We start from the raw sequence: 26249 nt of genomic DNA on the forward strand, positions 1-26249 counted from the left end.
TTAAGGTAATCACTTAATTTTCATGACATTGTGCTGCCGATAAGCAAAGTATAGGTTAGATGGGCAAATTTGGAAGTAATAAATTGCTTAAATTTGTTTATTAATGTTTATAGTGACGTGAGGGTGTCTTGATAAAAAATAGGGTTGTTTTTAATTTTTTCTAACTCAATCAGTACCTTGTCAATTGGTACAGGGCGAGCAATAAAGTATCCTTGCCCATAGTCGATACCAATTTCTTTAAGTGCAAAAAATACTTCTGCAGTTTCTACATATTCGGCAACAGAGCGCTTATCTAGTGAGCGACTGATGTCATTTATGGCTTTCACTAGCGCTAAGTCAATGGAGTCATTGAGCATATCGCGAACAAATGAGCCGTCAATTTTTACGTGTTGGGCTGGTAATTGTTTAAGGTAATTAAAGGTACTGAAGCCGGTGCCAAAGTCATCAATTGAAAAGTGGCAACCTAAATTATTTAGTCGTTCAATCATTTTTCGTGTCGCCGCTAAATTATTAATACTGGCCGATTCGGTTATTTCAAAAATAATTTTCGCAGGAGACACTTGATACTTCTCAAGGGTCGACTCTATTAATGGCAGCAAACGCTCATCTAAAAATGACTGTGCCGATAAGTTTATTGCAATCTGAAGAAGCTCTGGATGTGCAGCAACACTCGCAATGCTGTTACGAATAACACATTGGTCCATTAAAAAGGTATCGTTAAGCATTTCCAATGAGGGAATAAATTGATTAGGGTAAATAAGTTCGTCGTCTAGCTTTAACCTTAGCAGTACTTCAAAGTAGGCAACCTGATTAGTTTTAAAATCCCAAATGGGTTGATAATGAAGCTCTATACTGTCTTGTTGGAGTGCTTGACGTACCCCATGGCCCCACTCTAAACCCGTTTGCAGCGCATTGTTCTCACCATCTTGTTTTGAATAACAATGTACTAAGTTACGGCCTAAATTTTTAGCAATATATAACGCAATATCTGACTGCTTTAAGCATTCATTTGGATCGCAGTTATCAGCGGTAATTTGGGTTAAACCAATCGAGCAACTAATTGAATAGATTTGCTCTTCAGATTTAAATTGGTTGCCTTCAATGGCACTACAAATCCCTTCTGCAATTAAATGTGCATCCAATAAATTGGTATTTTTAAGTATCACCGCAAACTCATCACCACCGACACGGCAGATCAGATGCTCATTACTAATATTGGCAATAAATAGCTGCGCCACTTCTTTTAAAACAATGTCACCTTGTTGGTGGCCTTTACTGTCATTTATTATTTTAAAATGGTCAAGGTCAATATAAATAAGCGCATGTTCAATATTTGTATGGGTGTTTTCGCTCTGGCATATATAGTTAAGCTGTTGGTCAAAATAATAACGGTTGTGTAGTCCTGTTAAGGTGTCATGCAGGGCTAAATGGCGCAATTGCAACTCTGCTTGTTTGCGCTCATGAATGTTATCGAGTGTGGCGGTGATAGTGGCGTTGTTGCTGCTATTTTTTATTAACTGAAGCCGACATTCTACCCACACTGAGTTACCATTTTTTTGGCTCAGCTTAACTTCTATTTTTTGTTTGTTCGCACCACCTTGTAAAATATCATCAATTGTTGATTGTAATGACTGTTTATGTTCAGTGGTACAAAATGCAGTGAGTGGTTGTTGTAAGGTCGACTTAACTCCAAAGCCGCTCAGAGATTCCCACGCAGGGTTTATAAAGCGAATATTCCCTTGTTGGTCTAGTTCAAGTACAACCGTGTTTAAGTGCAATAAAATACGCTGATGTGCTGAAAACAGGTCGCGATATTTAACTTCACTAATACTTAGCTGCTGTACCTTATTAGCAAACTCAGCATAGCTCACCATAAAATCTTCTCGACGAGCAGCATGATCACAGACTTTATTTAAAAATGAGGGATCGTAAGGAGCACGAATAAAGTCGGTAACGCCTGAAAGTAATAACTGCTCAGCGTAATCGGCATCGTTTTTATCAATAATAGTAACAATGGCTTGTTGAGGGTTATGCTGCAGAATCTTTTCAACTAATTGATTTGAACTCTCAGCTTGTGCTGCAGTGGCATCGAGTAGCACGATAGCAAACGGCTGCTGATTATAGGCACTTAGCGCGGCTTTTTCGTTAGTAACATGAGTAATTGCAAAGTTTAGCTTTAACTGTTCACTCATATCATTTGCTCTGCTGGCAAAGGGTTCTAATAACAATAGGTTTAAGCGACTACTTTTTTCTAAATGGCTCGACAACACGTTTGCTAGTATTTGCGGCAATATATCTTGGCGTTCAAAAGGCAGTACCGCATCTATACCATAGCTACGTGCGGTAGTTTCGGCGATACGCTCACAATAAATGGGCGGAATTAGCAAAATAGGCGTGTTTTTCGGTGTTTTAAGTAAACCAGAGCGGATCATACGTGAAAACCGCCAACCATCAATTTTACCTACATCTAAGCCGGTTATGATTATATTTACACTTTGGTTTTTTAATATTTTTAACGCATCTTGGCTGTCTGAGGCTTCAATAAACTCAAACACACTAAGCCTCTCCAGCGTGGCACGTATAGTCTGGCGCTCATCATTACTTGCATTTAATATTAGCAATTTAAGCTGTTTCGCCACTTAGGTACCACTCCGAGAAATGCAGATCATAAAACTGTAAGAGTAATGATATTTAGCCATAAGAACAAGCGTATTTAACCGCTATTTTAAATGTAGTTCATTAGTGGCCAATTAGGGAGAATATAAGGGATATTTTGAGCTTCATTAGTAATAGTAATTAGGGAGAATATAGGGGGTATCTTGAGCTTCATCAGTAATAGTAATACACTTGGCGCGATTTTAAATGATGTGGAATTCTAACAATGCGCGTAGCTGATTTTAGCTTTGACTTACCTGATGAATTAATTGCTCGTTTTCCAAAAGCAGACAGAACTAGTAGCCGTTTATTGAGCTTAGACGGGCCGAGCGGTACTGTTGAGCATAAAATATTTAGTGACATTCTCGAACTTGTTAACGAAAACGACTTATTGGTTTTTAACAACACCAAAGTAATACCTGCGCGTATGTTTGGTCAAAAAGAATCTGGCGGTAAAGTTGAGGTGCTGGTAGAGCGTGTATTAGATGAACACCGCGTTCTTGCGCACATTCGTGCTAGTAAATCGCCAAAACCGGGCAATGTACTCATTTTAGAGGGCAAAGCAAAAGCCATTATGGTGGCACGCCACGATACGTTATTTGAGCTTGAGTTTGACCGCAGTGAAAATGTGCTCGACATCTTAAATGATGTTGGCCATATGCCGCTTCCTCCTTACATTGACCGCCCAGATAACGAAGCGGATCGAGAGCGATACCAAACAGTATATGGCGAAAAGCCAGGCGCCGTTGCAGCACCAACAGCAGGCCTTCATTTTGATGATAAACTCATGGCTGCACTTAAAAATAAAGGCGTACAAATGGCCTTTGTTACCTTGCATGTTGGCGCAGGTACATTCCAGCCGGTTAGGGTAGAAAGTGTTGATGAGCACATCATGCACTCTGAATATATTGAAGTGCCGCAAGCTGTGGTGGATGCGGTTGCCAGTACTAAAGCCAAAGGCGGGCGTGTGATTGCAGTAGGTACAACTTCAGTTCGCTCACTAGAGTCGGCAGCAAAAATACATGGCGGCAAGTTAGATACTTACTTTGGTGATACCGATATTTTTATTTTCCCAGGTTATCAATTTAACGTTGTTGATGCCATGGTCACCAACTTCCATTTACCTGAATCAACCCTAATTATGCTGGTCAGTGCCTTTGCAGGGCAAGACAATATTATGGGTGCTTACAATACTGCGATTGAACAACAGTATCGCTTTTTTAGCTATGGCGATGCGATGTTTTTGACCCGTAAATAATTTACAGCGTTATTGGTTTTTATTTTACTCCTAAGCACAGTGAATTTATCACTGCTAATAGTAATAGGGTGGTAAAAAGGGTAGAATCGAGCGGTTAAATTATAGCTTGTTGGACTGTTTTTCCGACACAGAGGATATTATGAAATTTGAATTAGACTGCACCGATGGCAAAGCACGCCGCGGTCGCTTGATTTTTGACCGAGGTGTAATAGAAACACCAGCGTTTATGCCTGTAGGCACTTATGGCACAGTTAAAGGCATGACACCTGATGAAGTTAAAGCAACGGGTGCACAAATCTGTTTAGGCAATACATTTCACTTAATGTTGCGTCCAGGTACTGAAATCATCAAACAGCATGGTGATTTACACGATTTTATGAACTGGGACTTCCCAATTCTTACTGACTCAGGCGGTTTCCAAGTATTTAGCCTTGGCGCAATGCGTAAAATCACTGAAGAAGGCGTAATGTTCCAATCGCCAGTTAATGGTGATCAAATTATGATGTCGCCAGAGAAATCAATGGAAGTGCAGCGTGATCTTGGCTCAGATATCGTGATGATATTTGACGAATGTACGCCATATCCTGCCACTGAAAAAGAAGCCAAAGACTCTATGGAGCTTTCTCTTCGTTGGGCTAAGCGCTCAAAAGAAGGGCATGGCGACAACCCATCAGCATTGTTTGGTATTATTCAAGGCGGTATGTATCCTGAGCTTCGTGCACAATCACAAGCGGGCCTTGAAGAAATTGGTTTTGATGGCTATGCACTTGGTGGTTTATCGGTTGGTGAACCTAAAAATGAAATGATTAATATTCTTGACCATTGTGCTTATAAAATGCCAGAAAACAAACCACGTTATTTAATGGGTGTAGGCAAGCCAGAAGACTTAGTTGAGTCGGTTCGTCGTGGTATTGATATGTTTGACTGTGTAATGCCAACGCGTAATGCACGTAATGGTCACTTATTTATTACAACGGGTACCATTAAAATCCGTAACGCAGTGCATAAAACAGATACTGGTCCACTTGATCCCGAGTGTGATTGCCATACCTGTAAAAATTATTCGCGCGCCTACTTGCATCATTTAGACAAATGTAACGAAATTTTGGGTGCACGACTAAACACTATCCATAACTTACGATACTATCAACGTGTTATGGAAGGTTTGCGTAATGCTATTAGCGAAGGTCAACTAGAGACATTTGTCCACGATTTTTACGCTCGCCGAGGCCAAGCAGTGCCAGAGCTAGCTGATACAACAAATTAAAATTTAAAAATTAAAGAGGAAGTATTATGAGTTTATTTATTTCAAACGCGCATGCAAGCGCTGGTGCACCTGCAGCAGGCGGCGGTATGGAAATGCTAATTATGTTAGCGATTTTTGGTTTGGTTTTTTACTTTTTAATTTACCGCCCGCAAGCAAAGCGTGTAAAAGAGCATAAAAGCTTAATGAGCGCGATGGCAAAAGGCGATGAAGTGCTAACCCAAGGTGGTTTAGTGGGTAAAATCGTAAAAATTGCTGAAGATAAAGACTTCATCGTGATCTCATTAAATGAGCAAGCAGAAGTAACAGTACAAAAATCAGCAGTATCTGCTGTATTGCCTAAAGGCACAATGAAGTCGCTATAAAAATAATAAGGACGACCCCGTGTTAAACAAGTTTCCAATTTGGAAGTATTTACTTGTTTTAGCTGTGTTAGCCATTGGCCTTTTATATGCTTCACCAAACCTGTATGGCCGCGATCCGGCCATACAGGTTTCTGGCGCTAAAGGCACCGATGTTGACCTCAGTGTTGTAGACAAAGTAAACGCAATCCTCAAAAAAGACAACGTAAGCGCTAAATCGACAAAGCTCGAAGATGGGCAAATTCTTGTTCGTTTTAAAAATGTTGAAGACCAACTAAAAGCACAAGACTTACTGCGTAACTCGCTAAGTAACGATTATATCTCAGCTATTAATATGGCTCCTGCACAACCGGCGTGGTTAAAGTCGCTGGGCGGTAATCCTATGAAGTTAGGCCTAGATTTGAGTGGTGGTGTACATTTCACCATGGAAATCGATATGGTCACTGCGGTGGATAATCAGTTAGAGCAAATGGAGCAAGATTTCCGTAGCGACCTGCGTGAAGAAAAACTACGTTATCGTAGTGTGCGCCGTGTAGCTGGTTCTGAGCGCATGCGTGTAGAAATGCGTAACGAAGAAGATAAAGACGCTGCAGAGCGCTTTTTAGAAAGCCGTTACCCATTAAACGTTTACATTGATGATAGCAGTAACGATAACGCATTCTTTGCCACTATGAGTGAGCTAAAGCTAAAAGAAATTCGTGACTATGCTATCAAGCAAAACGAAACTATTATTCGTAACCGAATCAACCAAATTGGGGTTGCAGAGCCAAACGTACAGCGCCAAGGTGCTGAACGTATTATTGTGCAATTGCCAGGGATTCAAGATACCGCTCGCGCTAAAGAAATTTTAGGTGCTACGGCAACACTTGAGTTTCGTGAAGTTGACGAAAATGCTGACATAAGCGCCGCTGCTCAAGGTCGTATCCCACCGGGTACTGAAATGATCATGAGCCGTGATGGTTATCCTGTGGTGCTAAAAAAACGCATTATTCTTGAAGGCAGCCATATTACTGGCGCGCAGTCAGGTGCAGATGAGTACCAGCGTCCACAAGTAAGCATTAAACTCGATAGTAAAGGTGGGGCAAAAATGAATGCCTTTACCAAGCGTGCTATCGGTAAACGTATGGCTACCGTGTTTATTGAATACAAGCCATCAGGTAAAAAAGACAGTGACGGTAAAGCACTTCCGCCAATTAAAGTGGAAGAAGTTATTAACGTAGCAACCATTCAAGCGCGTCTTGACCGTTCATTCCGCATTACCGGTATTGATAACCCAGCTGAAGCACATAACTTAAGTTTACTACTTCGCGCGGGTGCACTGGTTGCGCCTATTCAAATTGTAGAAGAACGTACGGTTGGGCCAAGCCTAGGTCAAGAAAACATTGAAGCAGGTATGACCGCTGTAGCTCTTGGCTTTGCGTTTGTATTGGCCTTTATGCTTATTTACTACAAAGGTTTTGGCCTTGTTGCGAATATTGCACTGGCTGCCAACTTAGTACTTATCATTGGTGTTATGTCATTAATTCCTGGTGCAACGCTTACCCTACCGGGTATAGCTGGTATTGTACTGACTGTTGGTATGGCAGTTGATGCGAACGTACTTATATTTGAACGTATTCGTGAAGAGCTAGCCGATGGCCGCAGCCCTCAACAAGCGGTTCATTTTGGTTACGATAGCGCCTTTAGTACTATTTTTGATGCCAATATCACCACATTAATTGCGGCGATTATCTTGTTTGCTGTTGGTACCGGTCCTGTTGCAGGTTTTGCGGTAACCCTAGCAATTGGTATTTTAACCTCTATGTTTACAGCAATTATAGGTACCCGTGCGGTGATCAACCTATTTATTGGTGGCAAACGTGTTGATAAACTTTCAATTTAAGGAGCAGACATGCAAATTTTAAGATTGGGCGGAAAAACCCTTCGTTTCATGTCTCTTCGAAAAGTGGCAATGGGCTTTTCTACGTTATTAATTATAGCGTCGCTGGCGTCACTTTTTGTTAAAGGCTTAAATTTCGGTTTAGATTTTACCGGCGGTACAGCAGTTGAGGTGGGTTTTTCGCAACCTGCCGATCTGAAAAAAGTACGTAATGTACTGGCTGAAAACGACTTTGCTGATGCATCGGTACAGCTTTTTGGCTCAAGCCAAGAAATACTGGTCCGTTTAGCCCCTCGCGGTGATGATGTAAAAGCAGAAGTAATTGGTAACCAAGTGATTGCTGCACTTAAACAAGCCGATGATAGCGTAGTAATGCGCCGCATTGAGTTTGTAGGCCCAAGCGTAGGTGAAGACTTAAAAGAGCAGGGTGGCCTTGCCATGTTAACTGCACTTATTTGTATCTTAATTTATGTGGCGTTTCGCTTTGAATGGCGTTTTGCTGTGGGCGCAGTTGGCGCGCTTTTACACGATGTAATCATTACGATTGGTTTATTCTCGGTGCTAGGTTTAGAGTTTGACTTAACTATTTTGGCAGCAATACTTGCCGTGATAGGTTACTCACTAAACGATACCATTGTTGTATCAGACCGTATTCGTGAAAACTTCCGCAAAGTGCGTATTGACGACACGATTGAAATTATTGATATCTCGCTTACGCAAACACTTAACCGTACCTTAGTAACCTCAATCACTACTATTTTAGTACTGATTGCGTTATTTGTATGGGGCGGCCAAACCATTCATGGCTTTGCTACTGCACTACTATTTGGTGTATTTATTGGTACTTACTCTTCAGTTTACGTTGCCAGCTCGGTGGCTATTGCCATGGGCGTAAGTAAAGAAGATTTAATACCAGAAGTGATTGAAAAAGAAGGCGCTGATTTAGATCCAATGCCTTAATTGAGATTAAACTATTCTTAAAACAAAACCGCTCCTAGTGAGCGGTTTTTTATTGCCTCCTAGATAAGTCACATAATAGTCATACTCAGTTGGTATTTTATTGCTCTTATTAAATTTTTATTTGAGCTAGTAGTGACTGAGCAACGACAAGTCTTAGAGTCAATTTTACAACAAGGAGCAATAACAACCTTGTTCCAACCTATCTTCGATATAGCTAAGCAATCTATTATTGGGTATGAAGCGCTTAGCCGCGGCCCTAAAAATGGTCCGTTAGCCATGCCAAATAAGCTATTCGAAGCGGCTCATAAATACCAATTGATTTCAGAGCTTGAGCTTTTATGCCGTTCTCGCGCCATTGAAAATTTTGTAAAACTCAGTCTGCAAGGGAAGTTATTTTTAAATGTCAGCCCAAAAATTCTACTCGATCCGAGCCACCCTAAAGGCGAAACCTTACATTTAATTGAACAGTTTGGTCTTGCTGCCAATCGAGTGGTGATTGAAGTAACTGAACAAGAAAAAGTAGATGATGGCTTTTTACTGTTAAAAACCATCGCTCATTATCGAGAGTTAGGCTTTACGATTGCTATTGACGATCTCGGTGCAGGTTATTCAGGACTAAAGCAATGGTCGCAGTTATGCCCAGATATTGTAAAAATTGATCGTTACTTTATTGATCATTGCGATCAAAGCGAAGTTAAAAAAGAATTTCTAAAATCAATTATGGTGTTAGCACGGGCAACAAATACAGCGGTGATTGCAGAGGGAATCGAACGTTCCGAAGAGCTAGATTTAGTTAAAAGTATAGGCATGAGTCATGTTCAGGGGTTCTTGTTAGAAAGACCGAGTCAACAGCCAAGTTATGACTACAACTGTAAACAGTTACAATCGCTCACTTCGACCCAAGCCGCCTCAAAGTTTGAACAATCAATGGCAATAGGTGTGCTTGCTGTTGCTCAGCCTGCTATTAGCAGTCATACGCGTTGTAAAGAAGCTCATGCACTTTTTGAGCAAGACAAAAGCATAATCAGCTTACCGGTATTAAATAGCAGTCAGCAGCCAATAGGGCTGTTACACAAAGATCAGCTAACAGAAGTGTTTGCCGCGCCTTATGGGCATGCACTTTATGATAAATGTGAAGTCACTGAGTTAATGGATAAACAACCTTTGGTGGTTGATGAAAATCAAATGCTTGATATTGTCTCCCAGCAAATAACAGAGCAAGACTTTGATATTCGTCGCCATATTGTTATCACCTGCAACAATAAATATTTAGGCTTGGCACCGCTCAGAGACATACTAAAGCACATTACAGCAGAAAAAATCCGCCACGCTCAACATGCTAACCCTTTGACCATGTTACCGGGTAATGTGGCAATTAGTGAGGTAATAGAGCAGCGTCTGCAACATAAACAGCCATTTTCACTAGCCTATATCGATTTAAATCACTTTAAACAATTTAACGATTTGTATGGCTATGCCAGTGGTGACAGCGTAATAAAACTTCTGGCCGATGTTACTGTAAAAGCGTGTGCGCACAGCGCTAACTTTGTCGGGCATATTGGCGGCGATGACTTTATGGTGGTGTTTGAAAAAAAAGATGCGGTGGAGATTTGTAATACCATTATCACGCAATTTGAACTACAGTCACGCGTGTTTTTTACGCCAGAGCATATTGCTGGAAAAGGGTATTGGGCAACTAATCGAGAGGGCGAAAAGCAGTTTGTACCTTTACTTACATTATCGATAGGTTTAGTTGAGCCTGATCTGCAGCAGTGCAAAAATAGTCATCAAGTAGCGGCATTAGCGACAGATGCTAAAAAAGAAGCAAAACGTTATCGTCAAAGCTACTTATTTATATGTAATCGAAGAAGGCCTGCTCCCGCTATTGTACGTTTATCCAATAGTAAAAAAAGTGGCTAACCAAAAGCAAAAAAGGAGCCTAGGCTCCTTTTTTTAGTACGTAATTACGATTAACGTAATAACGACTCAGATAATACTGGGCGCATTTCGCGAACAATCGCCTGTGTTAGCTTAGGTGCACCACAGATTACGTTACCGCTCACGTTGTAGTTATTACCGCCAGCAAAATCAACAATCATGCCGCCAGCTTCTTTAACTAATAGCTCGCCTGCTGCTGTATCCCAAGGTTTTAAACCAATTTCAAAGAAACCATCAACACGACCCGCTGCAACATACGCCATATCTAGCGAAGCAGAGCCTGCACGACGAATATCAGCCGTGTGAACAAATAACGCTTTAAACGCTTCAGAGTATGCATCTAAGTGATGTTTTTGTTTGAAAGGAAAGCCTGTAGCAAGAACAGAACCAGCAAGTTCAACCGTTTTAGATACACGTAAACGTTTGCTGTTTAACTGTGCGCCTTGACCGCGAGAAGCAGTGAAAAGCTCGCCACGAATTGGATCGTAAATTACGGCTTGGTCTAAACGACCTTTAACTTTAAGTGCAATAGATACTGCGAAATGAGGGATACCCTTGATGAAGTTAGTTGTGCCATCAAGTGGGTCAACAATCCATTGGTAATCAGCATCCTTACCTTTGTGTTCGCCTAACTCTTCACCAACGATGCAGTGATCAGGGTAAGAACGTAAAATAGTGTCACGAATTACGGCTTCGGCTTCTTTATCAATGTTAGTAACTAAATCGTTGGTGCCTTTTTGTTGCACTTCAACTTTTGATAAATCTTCACTTGCACGAAGAATAAGTTTGCCTGCGTTACGCGCAGCGCGAACCGCAATGTTTAACATTGGATGCATGGTATTACCTTTGGGTTGTAAAAGAACGTTTATATATTTAAGCCGGCGTATTTTAGCGGTTTTTGCCATAAAGTAAACCATAAAGCCTAAATACTTGTGAGTGTTTTTTGTACAGCTATGATCTTTCGATATATTTATCGAAATAAAAACAAGCAATAAATTTGTAAATTAGCGCTTTACCTAAAGTGAGCTTGAGGTTTTATGATGTTCTATATTCAATTAACAGGAAGAAAATTATGAAATTAGAACACGTAAATTTAGTTGTAAGTGATATAGACGCCATGCTTAAGTTTTACCAAGCAGCGTTTCCCTATTGGTCAATTAGAAGTGAGGGAGAAGGAACTTGGTATGGTAAAGCAAGGCGCTGGGTACATTTTGGTGATAACGATCAATATATTGCTATAAGCGATCACGGTGAAGGGAAAAATCGTGACTTATCAGGGCATCAAATTGGCTTGGCACACTTTGCCTATGTAACCAATAACTTAAATGAAGTAATAGCGCGCTTAAAGCATGCGGGCTTTGCAATAAGTAAGCAAGGCGCTGTAAATCCATTTAGAAAGAACATTTATTATATTGATCCCGCAGGGTTTGAGATTGAGTTTGTAGAGTATATGAGTGATGTACCTAGTGAGCGAAATAACGACTTATAATATGAATGAAGCCAACTATTTTGGCTTCATCAAATGTTTAGCATATTTAATAATGTTTACCATTCATACCAAGTTGAGTTTTTAGATCATTTGCAAAGCTAATAAATTTTTCTTTAATAGTGCGCTTAACTTTAACTTCTACAGAGCCTAAAACAGTTTTTCCTTCAATTTGAATCGTTGGCCCTTGGCGTTTATTGAGTGAAACTGTTTTATTTTCAAAACTGCCTAAAATACAAAACATTTTAGAAACTACATTAACGTGCTCAGGTACATATATTTCTTCGCTGCCAAAGTAACAATTAACGTGAATAGTGACATGTTGGTGGGTAAAAATAGCATCCGTAAAATCAAGATTGATTGACCCCATGTAGTTTTCTATATAAATGTTTTGAGGCACCACCCATTGGCCGCTTCGTTCACTTGAACCAAGAATGCTTCTTAATGTAAGTGGCTCTTCATCAGTCTCATGCTGCGCACTATAATTAGGTGCAAACTGCGAGTGCTTTTGTGCCTTATATTGCTGGTCAGTATTTAAGGTTAAATCTTCAACAAGGGCCATAAGCGCGCTATTGTCACTCGCTGCCATTGCATCGTCTAAGCGCCTCTCAAATGCTTCTACAGAAATGACACCATGGCTGTAATTATAAATGAGTTGATCAATTACTTGCTCACGAACTTGCTCGATAGGGCGGTCTTCAATTTTAACAGACATTTAAATTATCCTTTTAAGGTTGCTGGCTAGTTCAAAGCAAGCCTTATACCAAATATTAATTCATTTAAAATCATTACTTTATGTTTTTTTGTTTTTTCATCCTTTATTATATTAACGACAGATTAACCAAATATACAATTATTTAGTAAGTTTCGCTATTCGAGAAAGTTTTACGCAATGGTCTGTAAATGTTTACTTCGTAGGTTTAAGTCAGTATCGGTAGTTTTGATTTAAGTCATTGAAATTTAAATGTAAAAATAGTTGGCCCGATGTTCGCATTAGTTTAAGTGTCTTTAATCAAAAGGAGAACGATTATGAAAACATTTAATAAGTCTATGATTGCAGCCCTAGTATTAGGAACAACCGCAATGGGCGCTCAAGCTAGCAGCTGGGAAAACGAAAGCAAAGATGCTTGGATTGATGGAAAGGCAGAAACAGTACTGCTGATGAACACCAATCTAAACAACTTTGATATCAACACGGACGTAAAAAACGGCAAGGTAATGCTAACAGGTAAAGTAAACAGCGATGTAGATAAAGAACTTGCTGAAGAACTCGTGCTAAGCCTAGATGGTGTAACTGACGTTGAAAACAGTCTAACTGTGGTAAAAAACACCGAAATGAAGAAGCATGATTCTAAAATGATGGGTAACGATACCGAAAGTGATTTAACCGATGCCAAAATCACAACAGTGATCACAACACGCTACTTATTTGATTCTGAAGTAGGTGGTACAGACATTGATGTTGATACCGATAATGGTGTAGTAACTCTTAAAGGTTCAGTTGAGTCTGATGCTGAAAAGCAATTAGCGATGGAAATTGCTAAGAACGCTGAAGATGTTCGCAAAGTAGTTGATGAATTAACTGTTATTGCAGAATAATACACTATACTAAAAGCCCAGCCTTGCTGGGCTTTTTGCTTTGCTAACGTTAGAAGGGTTAGATTATGGATATCATCAGGATTATTTTTTCTATTTTATTACCACCACTGGGTGTATTTTTACAGGTGGGGCTAGGGATGCACTTTTGGTTAAATATTCTGCTAACCTTGCTCGGCTATTTCCCAGGATTAATTCATGCGATTTATATTATCGCCAAAAAATAACGCCGTATCGCAGTAATACATTTAATACTGAGTTGCTAATTGCCATCGTAAGGTATGTGTATTAGTTACTCAGACTACTATTATTTAACGAGTTCGTTTCTTCGAAGTCATCACCAATAAATCTAAAAGCCTACTATTTGAGCAGTTAGCCCCTTGATTGTTAAAATAAAGCTTTTTGCTAGTGACAAGCCCCTAAAAACTTTTTATACTGCAACCCGCTTTAGTCGCTCTGTGGCTAAACGCTTCAAAAATTAACTGCTTACAGTTATACAAAGATGGCCCCTTAGCTCAGTTGGTTAGAGCACACGACTCATAATCGTTAGGTCCCCAGTTCGAGTCTGGGAGGGGCCACCACTTTTACAAGCTTTCCAAGTAAATAAAAACTCATTTTCCTAGTTTATAAAATTCGCTTTTGTTATTTCTATCGTATTTTTCACCAGTACACTGATTTTTTTATTAATTCTATTGAATACATTGCAATAAACACAGTTGAATCTACTATTAAAGTGTTATGGGGTTTTATTATAAAAATCTTTACTTTATGCCCTTTAATGTCGCTACTGTTAATTGTGTGCGGTATATAAAATACTGCTTAGTTACTCCTTAGGTGCTCTATGTTATTAAAACGAAAAGTATACCTCAGCCTTATTCTGGCTGTTGTTGCTCCTTTAGCAATATCTACTCTAATCTTTTCCAATAGTATTCGCTCAAATACAGAAGAAAAACTAGCAAAAGTAGATTTACCGACTGCGCTTAGTGAAGTTAAAAGCCAAATAGAGCTGGAACTTTCTACACCTATTGTTGTAGGCAAAGAAATAGCGCAAAACTTATTTGTGCAGCAATGGATGAATAATAATGAAGATGCGCAAAGCCGAGGTAAATTTATTGATTACCTCAAACATATAAAAAATAAAAACCAAGCCAGTAACGCATATATTATTTCTAAAAACTCCCGTAACTATTACACCGATGAAGGTATTTCCAGGCAAATAGATAGTAGTGATACTTGGTTTGATGCTTTTTTAGCATCGGATAGACCATTTGAAGTAGCGCTCGACATAGATAAAGGCAGCTCTGAGGTGATGGTATTTATTAATTATGCCATTGAGCTTGATGGGCAACGACAAGGAATTGCCGGAATTGGCCGTTCGCTCGATTCTATGGTGGATCTCATAAGTGAATATAGGATAGGTGAGGGCGGCATTGTTTATTTGGTCTCTGGTAGTGGCGAGATTATGCTGCATGGTAATAAAACTAAAATAGGGCAATCTGTTGACTTGACGCCGATTAAAAATGGGGCAATTCAAAGTAAAGTAATTGATGGTGATGACTATGTTGTATCAAGTACGCCTGTAAACTCATTAGGTTGGCATCTAGTTGCTGAAATTCCCCAAGAGCAATTATATGGCCCAATTAATAGTGCTATTAATACTAATATCATTTTTGGTGTAATTATTGCTCTTGTCGGTTTAGCGTCAGCACGCGTGTTGGTAGGGCAAATATTTAGGCCAATCGAAAACATTACTTCAGCAGTGAATGCGTTAACAGAAAAAGATGGCGATTTAACAGCGCGACTTCCTACTGACGATAATAATGAAATTTCAGACTTGGCGATTAAGTTTAATCTGTTTTTAGAGCAGTTACATTATATGTTTAAACAGGTTTCTGAGTCGGCAATTCATGTTAAAGGTATTTCCCAAGATGTACTTGAGCAAGTACAAGGAGCAGCTAATTTAGCTGAGGTACAGTCATCGAGTACACAAACGGTGGCGGCAGCGGTTAATGAGATGGAAGTTACGGTTCAGGATATTTCTGGCAGTGCCAGCAATGCGGCAGATATTGCGACTAAAACCGAAGAAACGACGCATAAAGGCGTTGGTTTTGTGCAAAGCACAATTAAACAAATGGAACAGTTAGAAGCATCGATGGCCAATTCTGTGGCTTCGGTGTTAGAGCTCTCGACAGAGATTAAATCAATTTCTCATGTATTGGATGTCATTAAAGGGATTTCTGAGCAAACTAACTTATTGGCGTTAAATGCGGCAATTGAAGCGGCGAGAGCTGGAGAGCAAGGGCGTGGCTTTGCAGTAGTTGCTGATGAAGTGAGAACGCTTGCACAGCGTACTGCGGAGTCTACAGAGCAAATTAATGAGATGATTGCTTCGTTAAATGCTAAAGCTTCAAGCACGGTAACTGCGATTGAATTGGGCAGCAAAAACACTTTAGAAAATGCCGAACGATTAAAAGAAACAGGCCATACATTAAATGGTATTTCACAGGAAATTGTACTGTTAAGCGAGTTAAATAACTCAGTGGCTACAGCAACGCGAGAGCAAACGTTAGCAACCTCAGAAATTAGCCAAAATATTGTAATGATCTCCGACTCGGCAGAGCAAACCAAAGAAAATATGAAAAAGTCAGAGCAGCTTTGTAATGGTTTAAATAAAGAGTCGAATATTTTAAGGGATTTACTAGGTAAGTTTACGCTTTAACCGCGGTTTTATAAAAATTAGCAGAGCGGGGATACCATCATAGTTATAGAGCACTTGCCTATAACTATGATGTTTTAATAGCCGTTAATTTTTACGATAAATCTCGTGATTCATTTCGTAAATATTAACGCTTAAGCTATCAGAGGCTCTGCAGTATGTTTGTAGGCACGCTAGTAACTGCTCACTTAGCTTTTGCTTTTGCTCAATAGAGCGCCCAGCCATAATATGTACAGCAATATGAATAAACCCTTCTTTACCCACACCTAATTGGTAATGTTGATACGCAATAGCACGAGTTTTTATTGTTTCTAAATCAAATAAGCCACTTTCAAATGTTGTTGTGTGGATTTTTTCCACGAGAACCTGAGGTAATAAAGGCAGATCTTCTGAGTGTTCAATAATAATGTGTGGCATTTAGCGTATCCTCTTTAGATTGGTTTGTTTAATTATACCAAACGGGTTTGTACACGCTAACCCTATGGAACTTAATTTTTAAAAATTTGGCTTAGCATAGTTCAGGCTGTTGCTTTTAGGGCAAATATTGATGGTTGATACGTTTTATGTCAATTTGTGGTGACTTATACGAAGAGTATACCAGCCAGTTGGTATTTGAAATATAGGTTAAGCCAGAGGTACGACTAAATGCGCGTTCGGGAAGGCGTATAACGTCATGATGGCTTTTGGTTGAAAAGTCGTAATAACTCAAACGGTAATCACCTTGTTTTACATTAAAATAGTAAATACGCGATGTCGCTAAGGTGTCGCCTTCAAAAAAGTACCACGAATTATGATTAGATAAATTAATTTCGCTAACCAGTGGTTGCTCAGTTTGGCTATCAGGATCTTTGATCCATAATTGATTAGTTGCTTGGTTGGCAAAAACTAAAGCGCCTTGCTTGTTTTCATAAGCATATAATGTTGGAGAATCTATGGCTTGTTCGAGTTTATTACCATTTAAATCGAAGCGATACACGTGCTGATCATCAGAGACTAATACGCTTTTACTGTCTGCAGCCCAGCTCGGTTTGCCATGATCGCTAAAGCCCGTAGGTAATAATTCACTGGTTTGTTTATTAAAGTCATACAGGTATAACGCATGACCACTAGGGTGCGAGGCAACAAAAGCAATATAATCACCATCAGGCGACCATACTGGGTGGTAAATATTGGCATTGAGATTAGTGAGCTGCTTTCGAGACGTACCGTCTTTATTTGCGGTCCACAATTCCATTGAGCCCGACTCATTAGAGACAAACGCGAGTTTGTTTCTGGCTTTATTGTAATTAGGAAAGCGGGTACTAAAATGGCTCGATAACACTGGGAAAGGAGAGCTTGCAACCGCATTATTAACCTCTAAACGCATTAAAGCCGAGTCTATATTCCACTGATGAAAATACAAACTGCCATTACTGGCAAATTCTGGGTAGCTTAAGCCATCTATGCGGGCATTGATCATTTGTTGTGTTTTAAGGTTGTAAAAGTACCCTTGGCGTTTACCTTTTTTTACACCAGAAAAAACGAGTTGCGCCTTAGAGGGGTGCCAATCAACGCCTCTCATATCAATAAACCCAGTAGTTAACTGCTTTGCATTGCCTGTTTTTATATCGATTAAAAATAATTCTTCAAACCCCGTTGGTAAGTTACGAGATACTACAAGTTGAGTTGCATCTGGGGAGAACACAACCGACTCATCGTTATATTGGCATGCTGAAATACAAGGTATTTGAGTAATTGTGTATGGCGATGAGGTTAAATCAACAAGGTTAAGTTGAGTCAGATTATTTTCATCATCTTCACTAATATAAACCAGTTTAGTGCCTAGGGCATTTATGTCTATATCGGTACTCGCTTTGCTGCCGCACTTCCCTAAAATAGTGGTATTTCCCGAGGCAATATTTTGCTGAATAACCTCACAGCCTTGACCAGATATACGGCGATAATAATAAATAAAGGTTAAGTCAGAGCTAAATACCGCTCGCCCTTCAATGAATGGGGTGTCGGTAAGTGCTATTGCAGCTTGTTTGGGTAAATGTAAATCACGTAAGTATAAATTTGCTTTATGACCAGGGCGGCGCCAAGAATATGCTAAAAAGTGACTGTCGCTGGATATAGCAGGGAATAGCTCTCGTCCAGGGCTGGTAGTAATGGTTTCAACATGATCGTATAAGCGCTCTGCTTGTTGCGATAGCGCAAGTGGCTTATTTTCATCGCTAAAAGCGTTGTAACCCCAGACTCCAGCGAATAACAAGACCACGATAGCCATGACTACAGCGAAAATATATTTAGGGCGAGTAGAGGATGTATTAATACTGTTCTGCGCGTTTGGCATTATTGGTTTTTGCACTAAGCGATAACCTGTTTTACGCAGTGTTTCTATGTAGGTGTTGTCGGGGTCAAGCTCTTTAAAGCTTTTACGAAGGTGCCATATGGCATTAGTGAGCGCTTTCTCACCCACATATTGATTACCATCCCATACGTTTTCGATTAGTTGTTCGCGACTCACCGCATTTGGATAACACGCTACTAAGTAGGTCAGCAGCTCTATAAATTTAGGTTGTAAAATACAGGCTTTATCAGCACAAAACAGCTTATTTTCAAACGCCGATATTTGGCAATTTCCAATTGAAAAAGGCTGTTGAGTATTCATAGTATGTGTATTTAAACCTCTTCCTAGTATGAGTTATTAGCGATGTTTGTACGTGTTGTTTAATGCAAAGTAACACGATAATTAGTTAATATTCAATTTTACAACATTCTAACACAATAAATATAAGTCCATGATTATAAATAAATAGATATTAAATAGATGTAAAATAGGGATATAAACGAGACACCTCTCATTGTGCTTTTATTCACGATTACTTACAACCTGTTATTAGTAAAACAAACCAATTAGTACAAAACAGATTTAATAACTAAAAAGTTAATAAAAAAGCTACTAATGGGATAATAAAAAATGAGGGAAGTCTGTGAGTAAAATATCAACCAAAAAATGCGCTTTAGCTTTGGCTATAACAGCGAGTCTATCTGGGCATGTAATAGCAAATGACGAGGCAATTGTTCGTCAATCAACTGCTAAGGCAAGCGAAGAAGTGGTACAAAAAGTACCAGAGAAAATAACAGTAACAGGCTCGCGTTTAAAGCGTGATAGTTTTTCGGTCACAACTCCGCTGGTTACCATGGACAGAGCATCAATTCAGGATACAGGCTTAGGCAATCTTTCAGATGTATTAATCGATAATATGCCTGCACTGAGCCAAAGTATTGGCAACACAACCAGCCAATCAAGCATTTCGGGTACTGGTTTATCAACAGTCCAGCTTCGTGACTTAGGCGCTAATAGAACGTTGACATTGATTGATGGCCGCCGTGTTGTCTCTAATAGTTACGGCGGTAATTATGTCAGTTTAAATACCATTCCTAGTGGTATGGTAGAACGCGTTGAAATTATTAGTGGTGGTGCGTCGGCCACTTATGGTGCCGATGCGGTAGCCGGTGTTGTTAATATTATTACCCAGTCAAAAAAAGAAGGTTTTGAATTTCAAGCCCGTGGCGGTGAAACAACAGATGGTGGCGGTCGCGAATTTACGCTTGATTTAAACTACGGAACGTCATTTGCTGATGATCGCGGTTATGTATTTGTCAGCTCAAACTGGGACCGTGATTTTGGTATGACCTTTTACGATCGCGACCGAGCGCAAATAGAAGCGGCGCATAGTTACGATGATGAGCTGATGTGTAATCAAATGTACACCGCCGATGGCTATCAGTGTATGAGTGGTATTACACAAGCTGATTGGGCAAGCAAAAGCGATGGTACCTTAGGTGGTGTATTTTTAGAGAATAATAATAACGACACTCAGTTTTGGTACGACGGTCAAACGCTACGTGATGATTGGAAAGGCAATGAAGAAATTTATGGTATTAATTCACAGCAATACGTCATGCTTGATGTGCCGAGTGATAACTTTTCGACTGCAATAAAAGTCGATTATGATGTAACAGACGACATCATGAGTTATTTCCAAATTCAATACAGTAAGAGTGGCTCGTTCAACGATAAGTCACCAGAAGATGAATACGAAGGGGCTTACGTACCTCGCTACGACCCAGTGACAGGGGATCCTATCGATGATATTGCGCCAGGTTATATTCCTATTGATAACCCATATGTGCCACAAGAAATTATTGACAGTAACCCATACAAAGACCGTATTTATTGGGATCGTCGTTTTGGTGAAGTAGGTAATATCAGCACCGATAACGACCGTACGACTATTCGTACCTGGGCTGGCCTGCAAGGTATGATGTTTGATGATACATGGGATTGGGATATTTCTGCCGGATATGGTCAATTTAAACAGCATCAAATCCGCAGTAACGAGCTAAACACGGTACGTGTCAACCAAGCTCTGCAAGCTGAAAAATTAGCCGATGGCACTATTCAATGTAAAGACGCCGAAGCGCGAGCGCAAGGATGTGTCCCGCTTAATTTATTTGGTGAAGGGTCTATTACCCCTGACATGGCAGACTGGATCCGTACAAATCCAATTATTGATACTGAGATTCAACAGTACACGGTAATGGGTTATATCACCGGTGACTTATATGAATTGCCAGCAGGTAATGTGTCTGCAGTATTTGGAGCAGAGTATCGTAAAGACTCGCAAAGCTTAGATACCAGTGATGATATGAAAGCGGGCGGTATTACGTTTAACGTTGTGCCTTCTTTTTATGGTGAAGTAGAAGTGTATGAGGCGTTTGCAGAGCTTGCAGTGCCACTGCTAAAAGATGCGCCATTTGCTAAAAGTTTGTCGGCAGAAACGTCGCTACGATTAGCAAATTACAGTATTGATAATATCAGTACCGTAGCCAGTTATAAGTTAGGATTATTGTGGCAGCCAATTGATGGATACATGCTACGTGCTAACTATGCGCGTGCACAGCGTGCCCCAACTATTACTGAGCTATTATCGCCCCCTCGCGGCGATTTTGATTCATTTGATGATATTTGTGATGGCTTAACTGCAACATCAACAAACCCAGGGCACGATAACTGCCGTTTAGAGCCAACCTTGGCACAAAAGCTGGCTGATGATCCTAATTTTGAATTTGAAAGTGAAGACAATAACTATTCACCAAATACGGGTAATCCAAACTTAAAAGAAGAAACAGCCGATACCTATACCTTTGGTATTACTGTTTCACCTGAGTTTTTAGATGGCTTTAACTTAGCGGTGGATTACTACGACATTGCCATTGTTGATGCAATTGATGAAATAAGTAACGAAAACATCATGCGTGAATGTTATGACTCAGAGGCTGCGTGGGGTAGTGATAACGAATATTGTAACGATATTACCCGTAACGACGAAGGTAACATTGTAAAAATACTACAGCGTGAATATAACTTAGATGAGTTAACAGCGCGCGGTTACGATGTAGTTGCAACTTACAAATATGACATAGGTAGCTATGGTAACCTGTCATTTAAGCTTGATTACAATCATATTATTGAAAACTCGCAAACCTATGAAGGGTTAGATGGTTCTAGTGTGACTTCTCAGTATGCAGGTTATGGCCGTTCAAAAGATAAAGCCGCTATGTCGATTGTATGGAAAATGGATGACTTACGTATCCGCTGGCGTACAAATTACGTAGGTGCTTTTAAAGCAAGCCAAGAAGATGAGAAAGATTACCTTGAATATGTTGCTGCAAATGATGAACGCTGTGCTACGGGCGATGCCGGTTGTATTGCTAACCCTGAGCCACTGGCATATCAAAACTATGGCTCATTTTTAAAGCATAGTTTATCAGCGTCTTACACTATGGCACTGACAGATAAGAGTGACTTACGTGTATTTGGTGGGATTAATAATGTATTTGACGACAAAGGGGCATTTTATCCAAGTGGCCGAGGTAACTTTTATAGTGGCTACGGCGGCGGTGCCGGTCGTTATGTTTATCTAGGTGCACAATATAGCTTTTAATTATTTTTAGCTGTATTTGTTTGCAAAGGCACTCCTTCGGGCGTGCCTTTTTTATTACTTATAAAATTTGTTTTATCGCAGTGAAAGCGTTTAGTATAAGGCATAACTTAATTTTAATATGAACGAAGGACTTGCTATGAAGTATCTCAAAATGGGTAGTCTAATTGCGTGTTTAGCAGGGCTTACAGGGTGTTCTGATGATGTTGCTTCAGTGAGTTTAGGGCTGTTTACCACTAAAGACGTGGTGGTTAACTCTCAGCAAGATCCGCTTGTTACAGGGGTTACTTGTCATATTAGTCATATTGAGGCTAATTTAGACTTTTCAGACCCATCAGATATGTCGATTGCTTGTCGCCAAACAGGGCCAATTACCGCAGACCAATTACAGTCTATTGACCGTAGTAAGTCGGGTGAAGTCGTGTTTAAATCATCTAAGAGTATTTTGTTTAAGTCGTTAAAAGTTCGTCGCATTTATGATGCTAAAACCCATACGTTATTGTATTTATCGTACTCAACGAAAGAATCTACGGGCAGTCATCATCACGCGCTTTCTACGGTGCCTTTATACAATACACAAGCATGGCAATGGGCGAAGGGGCAAGAATAGTTTATGTTAACCCTATTTAAATCAAAACCCTTATTGGCAGAACAAGAACAACAGTGGCTAGTTGATACCTTTATTTGGGCTGCAGAAAACTTTGACCTGAATTTTTTTACTAAGCACAGCCAAATTATTTTGCCAACGGTCGAGTTTTTTCCTGATTCTGTTTCAAGCATTGAAGAAATGGCCAGTAAAGTGTTTGCGCGTGTTAAACACTATGCTGGTATGGATGAGTGGCCTATAACACTTGTTGCACCGCAACAATTACAACCTCAGGTGTTTCCACATTTTGAATTTAGTGAGCATCTACGTGGTGAGCACTGCCATTTAATGGTGCCACCAAGCCATACAATTAATGTGTCGTTTAACCCAAACCAAATTAATCAGCCACAAGATTTAGTAGCTAGCTTTGCAGGTACTCTTGCTACCATTTTAATTCATCATGTAGGCGTATTACCTCCAGGTGGTAAAGAGTTCTTACCTCAAGCAACGGATGCTTTAGCGTGCTTTTTAGGTTTTGGGGTGATGATGAGCAATACCGTGTACCAGTTTAAGGGGGGTTGTGGCTCATGTTACAACCCATATGCCAATCGCGAAGCCACGCTCAGTGAAACCCATACTGTATTTATGCATGCTTTAGTAAGCTACTTTAAGCAAGATAAACACTCTAAAAAACATTTAAAGCCGCATTTACGAGGCCAGTTTAAAAAAGCGCAAAAAGAAATAAAAGCGTTGGTTAACCAGTCGGCTAATCCATTGTTGTTGGCTTTTTCGCCAGAGCAAGCCAGTTAACCATGGTTTATATTGATGAGTTTTTATTAATTGCCATTGCTCACTTTTTTGCAGTGGCCAGCCCCGGACCAGATTTTGCTGTGGTACTTAAGCAAAGCGTACAGTACGGCAGGCATAATGCGCTATGGACCAGTGCAGGTGTAGGCGCTGCTATTTTATTACACATAGCTTATTGTGTGTTGGGAGTCGCGCTGGTTTTAACTCAATCGCCTTCGTTGTTTATGGCACTTAAATATATAGCCGGTGCTTATTTAGCGTATTTAGGTGTGCAGGCGCTACGCGCTGCTAAACCTTCAAATACCTCATCAGAACAGACTGCAAAACCCAGCCTTGCACCTGAGTCACCATGGCGTGCGTTTCGCCGTGGTTTTTTTACCAATGCATTAAACCCTAAGGCTACGCTATTTTTTATGTCTTTGTTTACCTTGGTGATTAGCCCAACGACACCGGTAATAGTGCAAGTGGGGTATGGTGTTTATATGGCGCTGGCAACTTGGGCTTGGTTTTCTATTTTGTCGCTATTGTTATCAAAAGCAGGTGTGCGAAACTTTTTTCAACAAAGTGGCTATTGGTTCGATCGTGGCATTGGCATTATTTTAATCGCACTGGCTGTGCGAGTTGTTATTTGATAGACCCTAAGGAATAGTATGGCGTTATATAATTTTTCGTTTGGCTCCAATATGTCATCTAATCGTTTATTGGCACGTTTACCTAACGCAAAACGTGTGGGTACGGCGCTTTTAAAAGGCTATAAGTTAACCTTTAATATGGCCTTTGCTGATGGTTCAGGTAAATGCACTATTGTGCCCACCAACGAACCCGATGCAGTTGTATATGGGGTGGTGTATCAGCTTAATGAGGCCGAAAAAGAGATCTTAGATAAAATTGAAGGCCCTAATTACGACTGTGTTGATTTAACCGTGAGCCTTTTAGATGACGATGACATTAATGTGCATTGCTACATAGCAAACACACATGACGATACACTGCTACCTTATGATTGGTACGTGCAGCATGTATATCGTGGTGCGCTTGAGGCCGGTGTGCCAGAGCATTATAGTCAACGTATTTTAGCTTATCCTAGTAAGCAAGATACGAATAAAGCGCGCGCCGACATAGAATTTGCGGTTCATCAAGATTAAACAAAAATAATAACCTAAGGTAACACTATGAAACTAACAAAATTAGCCACAGCCGCATTATTGGTTGGCTGGGCGTTCACGAGCTCTGCAGCGGTTGATACCGATAAAATTTCAGAGGTGATCAACGCTTCAATGACACGTTTTGATGTACCCGGAATGGCCGTTGCTATTGTTGAAAATGACAAAGTAGTATTTGCTAAAGGCTTTGGTGTTGCCAACCTCAATACAAATAGCAAGGTGAATAAAGACACTTTATTTGGCATTGCTTCAAATACCAAGGCATTTACCAGTGCAGCACTGGCTAAGCTGGTGGATGAAGGCAAATTAAGCTGGGATGATCGCGTAATTGATCATCTCCCTGAATTTAGATTGCATGACCCATACGTTACCCGTGAAATGCGAATTCGCGATTTGCTAAGCCATCGCAGTGGTTTAGGGCTTGGTCAAGGTGATTTAATGATTTGGCCAAGTACTGATAAATCGGTAGCCGATATTTTATCGGGGCTGCAATATTTAAAACCTGCGAGCAGTTTTCGTAGCCAATATGCTTACAACAATCTAATGTTTGTTACCGCTGGTGAAGTTGTTGCCCGTATATCGGGGATGAGCTGGAACGACTACATTGAAAAAAATATTTTACAGCCGCTCAATATGAGCAACTCACGGGCTGGCTTTTCGCGTATCGCTAAAAATAACAAAAACTGGGCAATTGGACACATCCCAATGGACGGTAAATTGCATCCCTTTTTTGTTAATTACCTTGAAGACTTCAGAGGCGCAGGAGCCATTGCATCAAGCGTAAATGATATGAGCCAATGGCTACGTACTCAACTCGCTGGTGGCAAAATGCCTAATGGCGAGCAGCTATTTAGTGAAAAGCAGCAAGCACAAATGTGGCACCCACATATTACCTCACTAGCATCTAAAAGTGCTTATGAAGCGTACCATCAACAATTTAGAGGTTATGGGTTGGGCTGGAGTATAGAAGATTACCACGGCGTTAAGAAGCTGGCACATGGTGGTGGTATTTTAGGTATGGTCTCGCAGGTTACTCTTTTGCCAGAGAAAAATGTGGGAATTGTGATATTAAGCAACCAACAAGCGTTTTCTGCATTATCGGCGGTGACTCATGAAGTACTTGAAGATGTACTAGAGCTTGAAGATAAAGACTGGGTTGAAGATTTAGCTAAAAAGCACTTTGCAGGTAAAGAAAAAGCCTATGCTAACGCGGCTCCATCAGTGCCTGCAGATATCCAGCCGGCATTGCCAACCATTAATTACACCGGTACTTTGCATGATGATTGGTATGGCGATGTAATAATTGAAGAGTTAGATGGTAAATTACGCATTGATTTTACCCATACAAAGCGCCTCAAAGGTGAGTTGGAGCATTACACAGGTAATACCTTTATTGTTAAATGGGATGAAAAGCTATTAGAGGCAGATGCCTTTATTCGTTTTTCTATGAGTGCAGATAACCGTGTAGAATCGGCGAAAATGAACGCAGTTTCAACGCAGGTGACCGATTTTAGCTTTGATTTTAGAAACCTTGACTTAAAAGCTAAATAACCAGAACCTTGGTTAAATAGTCGTTTAGTATCAACCAA

21 protein-coding genes and 1 tRNA gene are annotated in these 26249 nt (G+C 40.2%); 17 read left to right on the plus strand and 5 right to left on the minus strand.

Features of this window, described 5'->3' with window-relative positions:
- Positions 1-107 precede the first annotated feature (107 nt).
- Positions 108-2639, minus strand: a complete 2532-nt coding sequence (locus MTF66_RS22770; RefSeq protein ID WP_109874055.1) for an EAL domain-containing protein — start codon at positions 2637-2639, stop codon at positions 108-110.
- A gap of 242 nt (positions 2640-2881) precedes the next feature.
- Here MTF66_RS22770 and queA point away from each other — a divergent pair, with 242 nt between their 5' ends.
- The 6 genes from queA (at position 2882) to MTF66_RS22800 (ending at position 10298) form a co-directional block, all read left to right on the plus strand.
- Positions 2882-3913, plus strand: coding sequence for a tRNA preQ1(34) S-adenosylmethionine ribosyltransferase-isomerase QueA (queA, locus tag MTF66_RS22775; RefSeq protein ID WP_075169901.1), 1032 nt, complete (start codon positions 2882-2884; stop codon positions 3911-3913).
- Positions 3914-4052: 139 nt separating this feature from the next.
- Positions 4053-5180 carry a tRNA guanosine(34) transglycosylase Tgt gene (gene tgt / locus MTF66_RS22780; protein WP_138622350.1) on the plus strand — a complete coding sequence of 376 codons (1128 nt, stop codon included), beginning with the start codon at positions 4053-4055 and terminating at the stop codon, positions 5178-5180.
- Between the two features lie 26 nt (positions 5181-5206).
- On the plus strand, positions 5207-5542 hold the full coding sequence (yajC, locus tag MTF66_RS22785; RefSeq protein ID WP_010391747.1) for a preprotein translocase subunit YajC: 336 nt from the start codon (positions 5207-5209) through the stop codon (positions 5540-5542).
- Between the two features lie 19 nt (positions 5543-5561).
- The gene (gene secD, locus MTF66_RS22790) at positions 5562-7421 is read left to right on the plus strand and encodes a protein translocase subunit SecD (RefSeq protein ID WP_010391748.1); all 1860 of its coding nucleotides are present in this window, start codon (positions 5562-5564) and stop codon (positions 7419-7421) included.
- Between the two features lie 9 nt (positions 7422-7430).
- Positions 7431-8378 (plus strand): protein translocase subunit SecF, encoded by a 948-nt coding sequence (gene secF / locus MTF66_RS22795; protein WP_008466355.1) that lies wholly within the window; start codon positions 7431-7433, stop codon positions 8376-8378.
- Between the two features lie 132 nt (positions 8379-8510).
- Positions 8511-10298, plus strand: a complete 1788-nt coding sequence (locus MTF66_RS22800) for a bifunctional diguanylate cyclase/phosphodiesterase (RefSeq protein ID WP_138622348.1) — start codon at positions 8511-8513, stop codon at positions 10296-10298.
- Positions 10299-10348: 50 nt separating this feature from the next.
- Here MTF66_RS22800 and suhB read toward each other — a convergent pair whose 3' ends face one another.
- Positions 10349-11152: an inositol-1-monophosphatase gene (suhB, locus tag MTF66_RS22805; protein WP_054202669.1), complete on the minus strand. Its 804-nt coding sequence runs from the start codon at positions 11150-11152 to the stop codon at positions 10349-10351.
- A gap of 236 nt (positions 11153-11388) precedes the next feature.
- Between suhB and MTF66_RS22810 the strand changes: the two genes are divergently transcribed.
- A complete protein-coding gene (locus MTF66_RS22810) occupies positions 11389-11805 on the plus strand; it encodes a VOC family protein (RefSeq protein ID WP_138622346.1) in 417 nt (138 codons plus the stop codon).
- Between the two features lie 46 nt (positions 11806-11851).
- On the opposite strand, the gene MTF66_RS22815 is transcribed toward MTF66_RS22810, so the two are convergent.
- A complete protein-coding gene (locus MTF66_RS22815) occupies positions 11852-12517 on the minus strand; it encodes a LiaF domain-containing protein (protein WP_008466362.1) in 666 nt (221 codons plus the stop codon).
- Between the two features lie 314 nt (positions 12518-12831).
- Here MTF66_RS22815 and MTF66_RS22820 point away from each other — a divergent pair, with 314 nt between their 5' ends.
- The 4 genes from MTF66_RS22820 to MTF66_RS22835 all read left to right on the plus strand — a co-directional run bounded on the left by MTF66_RS22820 (position 12832) and on the right by MTF66_RS22835 (position 16117).
- Positions 12832-13401, plus strand: coding sequence for a BON domain-containing protein (locus tag MTF66_RS22820; RefSeq protein ID WP_138622344.1), 570 nt, complete (start codon positions 12832-12834; stop codon positions 13399-13401).
- Positions 13402-13466: 65 nt separating this feature from the next.
- Positions 13467-13625 (plus strand): YqaE/Pmp3 family membrane protein, encoded by a 159-nt coding sequence (locus MTF66_RS22825; RefSeq protein ID WP_008466367.1) that lies wholly within the window; start codon positions 13467-13469, stop codon positions 13623-13625.
- A 277-nt stretch (positions 13626-13902) separates the two neighbouring features.
- A tRNA-Ile gene (locus MTF66_RS22830) sits at positions 13903-13979 on the plus strand.
- 260 nt (positions 13980-14239) lie between these two features.
- A complete protein-coding gene (locus MTF66_RS22835; protein ID WP_010391757.1) occupies positions 14240-16117 on the plus strand; it encodes a methyl-accepting chemotaxis protein in 1878 nt (625 codons plus the stop codon).
- An 84-nt stretch (positions 16118-16201) separates the two neighbouring features.
- Here MTF66_RS22835 and MTF66_RS22840 read toward each other — a convergent pair whose 3' ends face one another.
- Entirely contained in the window at positions 16202-16531 is a 330-nt protein-coding gene (locus MTF66_RS22840; RefSeq protein WP_008114843.1) for a 5-carboxymethyl-2-hydroxymuconate Delta-isomerase, read from the minus strand.
- A 115-nt stretch (positions 16532-16646) separates the two neighbouring features.
- Positions 16647-18764: a winged helix-turn-helix domain-containing protein gene (locus MTF66_RS22845; protein WP_138622342.1), complete on the minus strand. Its 2118-nt coding sequence runs from the start codon at positions 18762-18764 to the stop codon at positions 16647-16649.
- Positions 18765-19086: 322 nt separating this feature from the next.
- On the opposite strand from MTF66_RS22845, the gene MTF66_RS22850 reads away from it, so the two are divergent.
- The 6 genes from MTF66_RS22850 (at position 19087) to MTF66_RS22875 (ending at position 26211) form a co-directional block, all read left to right on the plus strand.
- Positions 19087-22107 carry a TonB-dependent receptor domain-containing protein gene (locus tag MTF66_RS22850; RefSeq protein WP_138622340.1) on the plus strand — a complete coding sequence of 1007 codons (3021 nt, stop codon included), beginning with the start codon at positions 19087-19089 and terminating at the stop codon, positions 22105-22107.
- A 136-nt stretch (positions 22108-22243) separates the two neighbouring features.
- On the plus strand, positions 22244-22714 hold the full coding sequence (locus MTF66_RS22855; protein ID WP_041708852.1) for a CreA family protein: 471 nt from the start codon (positions 22244-22246) through the stop codon (positions 22712-22714).
- A 3-nt stretch (positions 22715-22717) separates the two neighbouring features.
- Positions 22718-23500 (plus strand): hypothetical protein, encoded by a 783-nt coding sequence (locus MTF66_RS22860; protein ID WP_055012408.1) that lies wholly within the window; start codon positions 22718-22720, stop codon positions 23498-23500.
- Positions 23501-23502: 2 nt separating this feature from the next.
- Positions 23503-24129: a LysE family translocator gene (locus tag MTF66_RS22865; RefSeq protein ID WP_109874074.1), complete on the plus strand. Its 627-nt coding sequence runs from the start codon at positions 23503-23505 to the stop codon at positions 24127-24129.
- Between the two features lie 18 nt (positions 24130-24147).
- Positions 24148-24642: a gamma-glutamylcyclotransferase family protein gene (locus MTF66_RS22870; RefSeq protein WP_010391767.1), complete on the plus strand. Its 495-nt coding sequence runs from the start codon at positions 24148-24150 to the stop codon at positions 24640-24642.
- Between the two features lie 27 nt (positions 24643-24669).
- Positions 24670-26211, plus strand: a complete 1542-nt coding sequence (locus MTF66_RS22875) for a serine hydrolase (RefSeq protein WP_138622338.1) — start codon at positions 24670-24672, stop codon at positions 26209-26211.
- The last annotated feature ends 38 nt before the right edge of the window (positions 26212-26249 follow it).

The sequence above is a fragment of the Pseudoalteromonas sp. 2CM39R genome (assembly GCF_023161845.1).

Bases quoted from the DNA above. Each gene is read 5' to 3' on its own strand.
- queA (WP_075169901.1), top strand. From the start codon at position 2,882: ATGCGCGTAGCTGATTTTAGCTTTGACTTACCTGATGAATTAATTGCT.
- tgt (WP_138622350.1), top strand. From the start codon at position 4,053: ATGAAATTTGAATTAGACTGCACCGATGGCAAAGCACGCCGCGGTCGC.
- yajC (WP_010391747.1), top strand. From the start codon at position 5,207: ATGAGTTTATTTATTTCAAACGCGCATGCAAGCGCTGGTGCACCTGCA.
- secF (WP_008466355.1), top strand. From the start codon at position 7,431: ATGCAAATTTTAAGATTGGGCGGAAAAACCCTTCGTTTCATGTCTCTT.
- suhB (WP_054202669.1), bottom strand. From the start codon at position 11,152: ATGCATCCAATGTTAAACATTGCGGTTCGCGCTGCGCGTAACGCAGGC.
- MTF66_RS22810 (WP_138622346.1), top strand. From the start codon at position 11,389: ATGAAATTAGAACACGTAAATTTAGTTGTAAGTGATATAGACGCCATG.
- MTF66_RS22815 (WP_008466362.1), bottom strand. From the start codon at position 12,517: ATGTCTGTTAAAATTGAAGACCGCCCTATCGAGCAAGTTCGTGAGCAA.
- MTF66_RS22820 (WP_138622344.1), top strand. From the start codon at position 12,832: ATGAAAACATTTAATAAGTCTATGATTGCAGCCCTAGTATTAGGAACA.
- MTF66_RS22825 (WP_008466367.1), top strand. From the start codon at position 13,467: ATGGATATCATCAGGATTATTTTTTCTATTTTATTACCACCACTGGGT.
- MTF66_RS22835 (WP_010391757.1), top strand. From the start codon at position 14,240: ATGTTATTAAAACGAAAAGTATACCTCAGCCTTATTCTGGCTGTTGTT.
- MTF66_RS22840 (WP_008114843.1), bottom strand. From the start codon at position 16,531: ATGCCACACATTATTATTGAACACTCAGAAGATCTGCCTTTATTACCT.
- MTF66_RS22845 (WP_138622342.1), bottom strand. From the start codon at position 18,764: ATGAATACTCAACAGCCTTTTTCAATTGGAAATTGCCAAATATCGGCG.
- MTF66_RS22855 (WP_041708852.1), top strand. From the start codon at position 22,244: ATGAAGTATCTCAAAATGGGTAGTCTAATTGCGTGTTTAGCAGGGCTT.
- MTF66_RS22860 (WP_055012408.1), top strand. From the start codon at position 22,718: ATGTTAACCCTATTTAAATCAAAACCCTTATTGGCAGAACAAGAACAA.
- MTF66_RS22865 (WP_109874074.1), top strand. From the start codon at position 23,503: ATGGTTTATATTGATGAGTTTTTATTAATTGCCATTGCTCACTTTTTT.
- MTF66_RS22870 (WP_010391767.1), top strand. From the start codon at position 24,148: ATGGCGTTATATAATTTTTCGTTTGGCTCCAATATGTCATCTAATCGT.
- MTF66_RS22875 (WP_138622338.1), top strand. From the start codon at position 24,670: ATGAAACTAACAAAATTAGCCACAGCCGCATTATTGGTTGGCTGGGCG.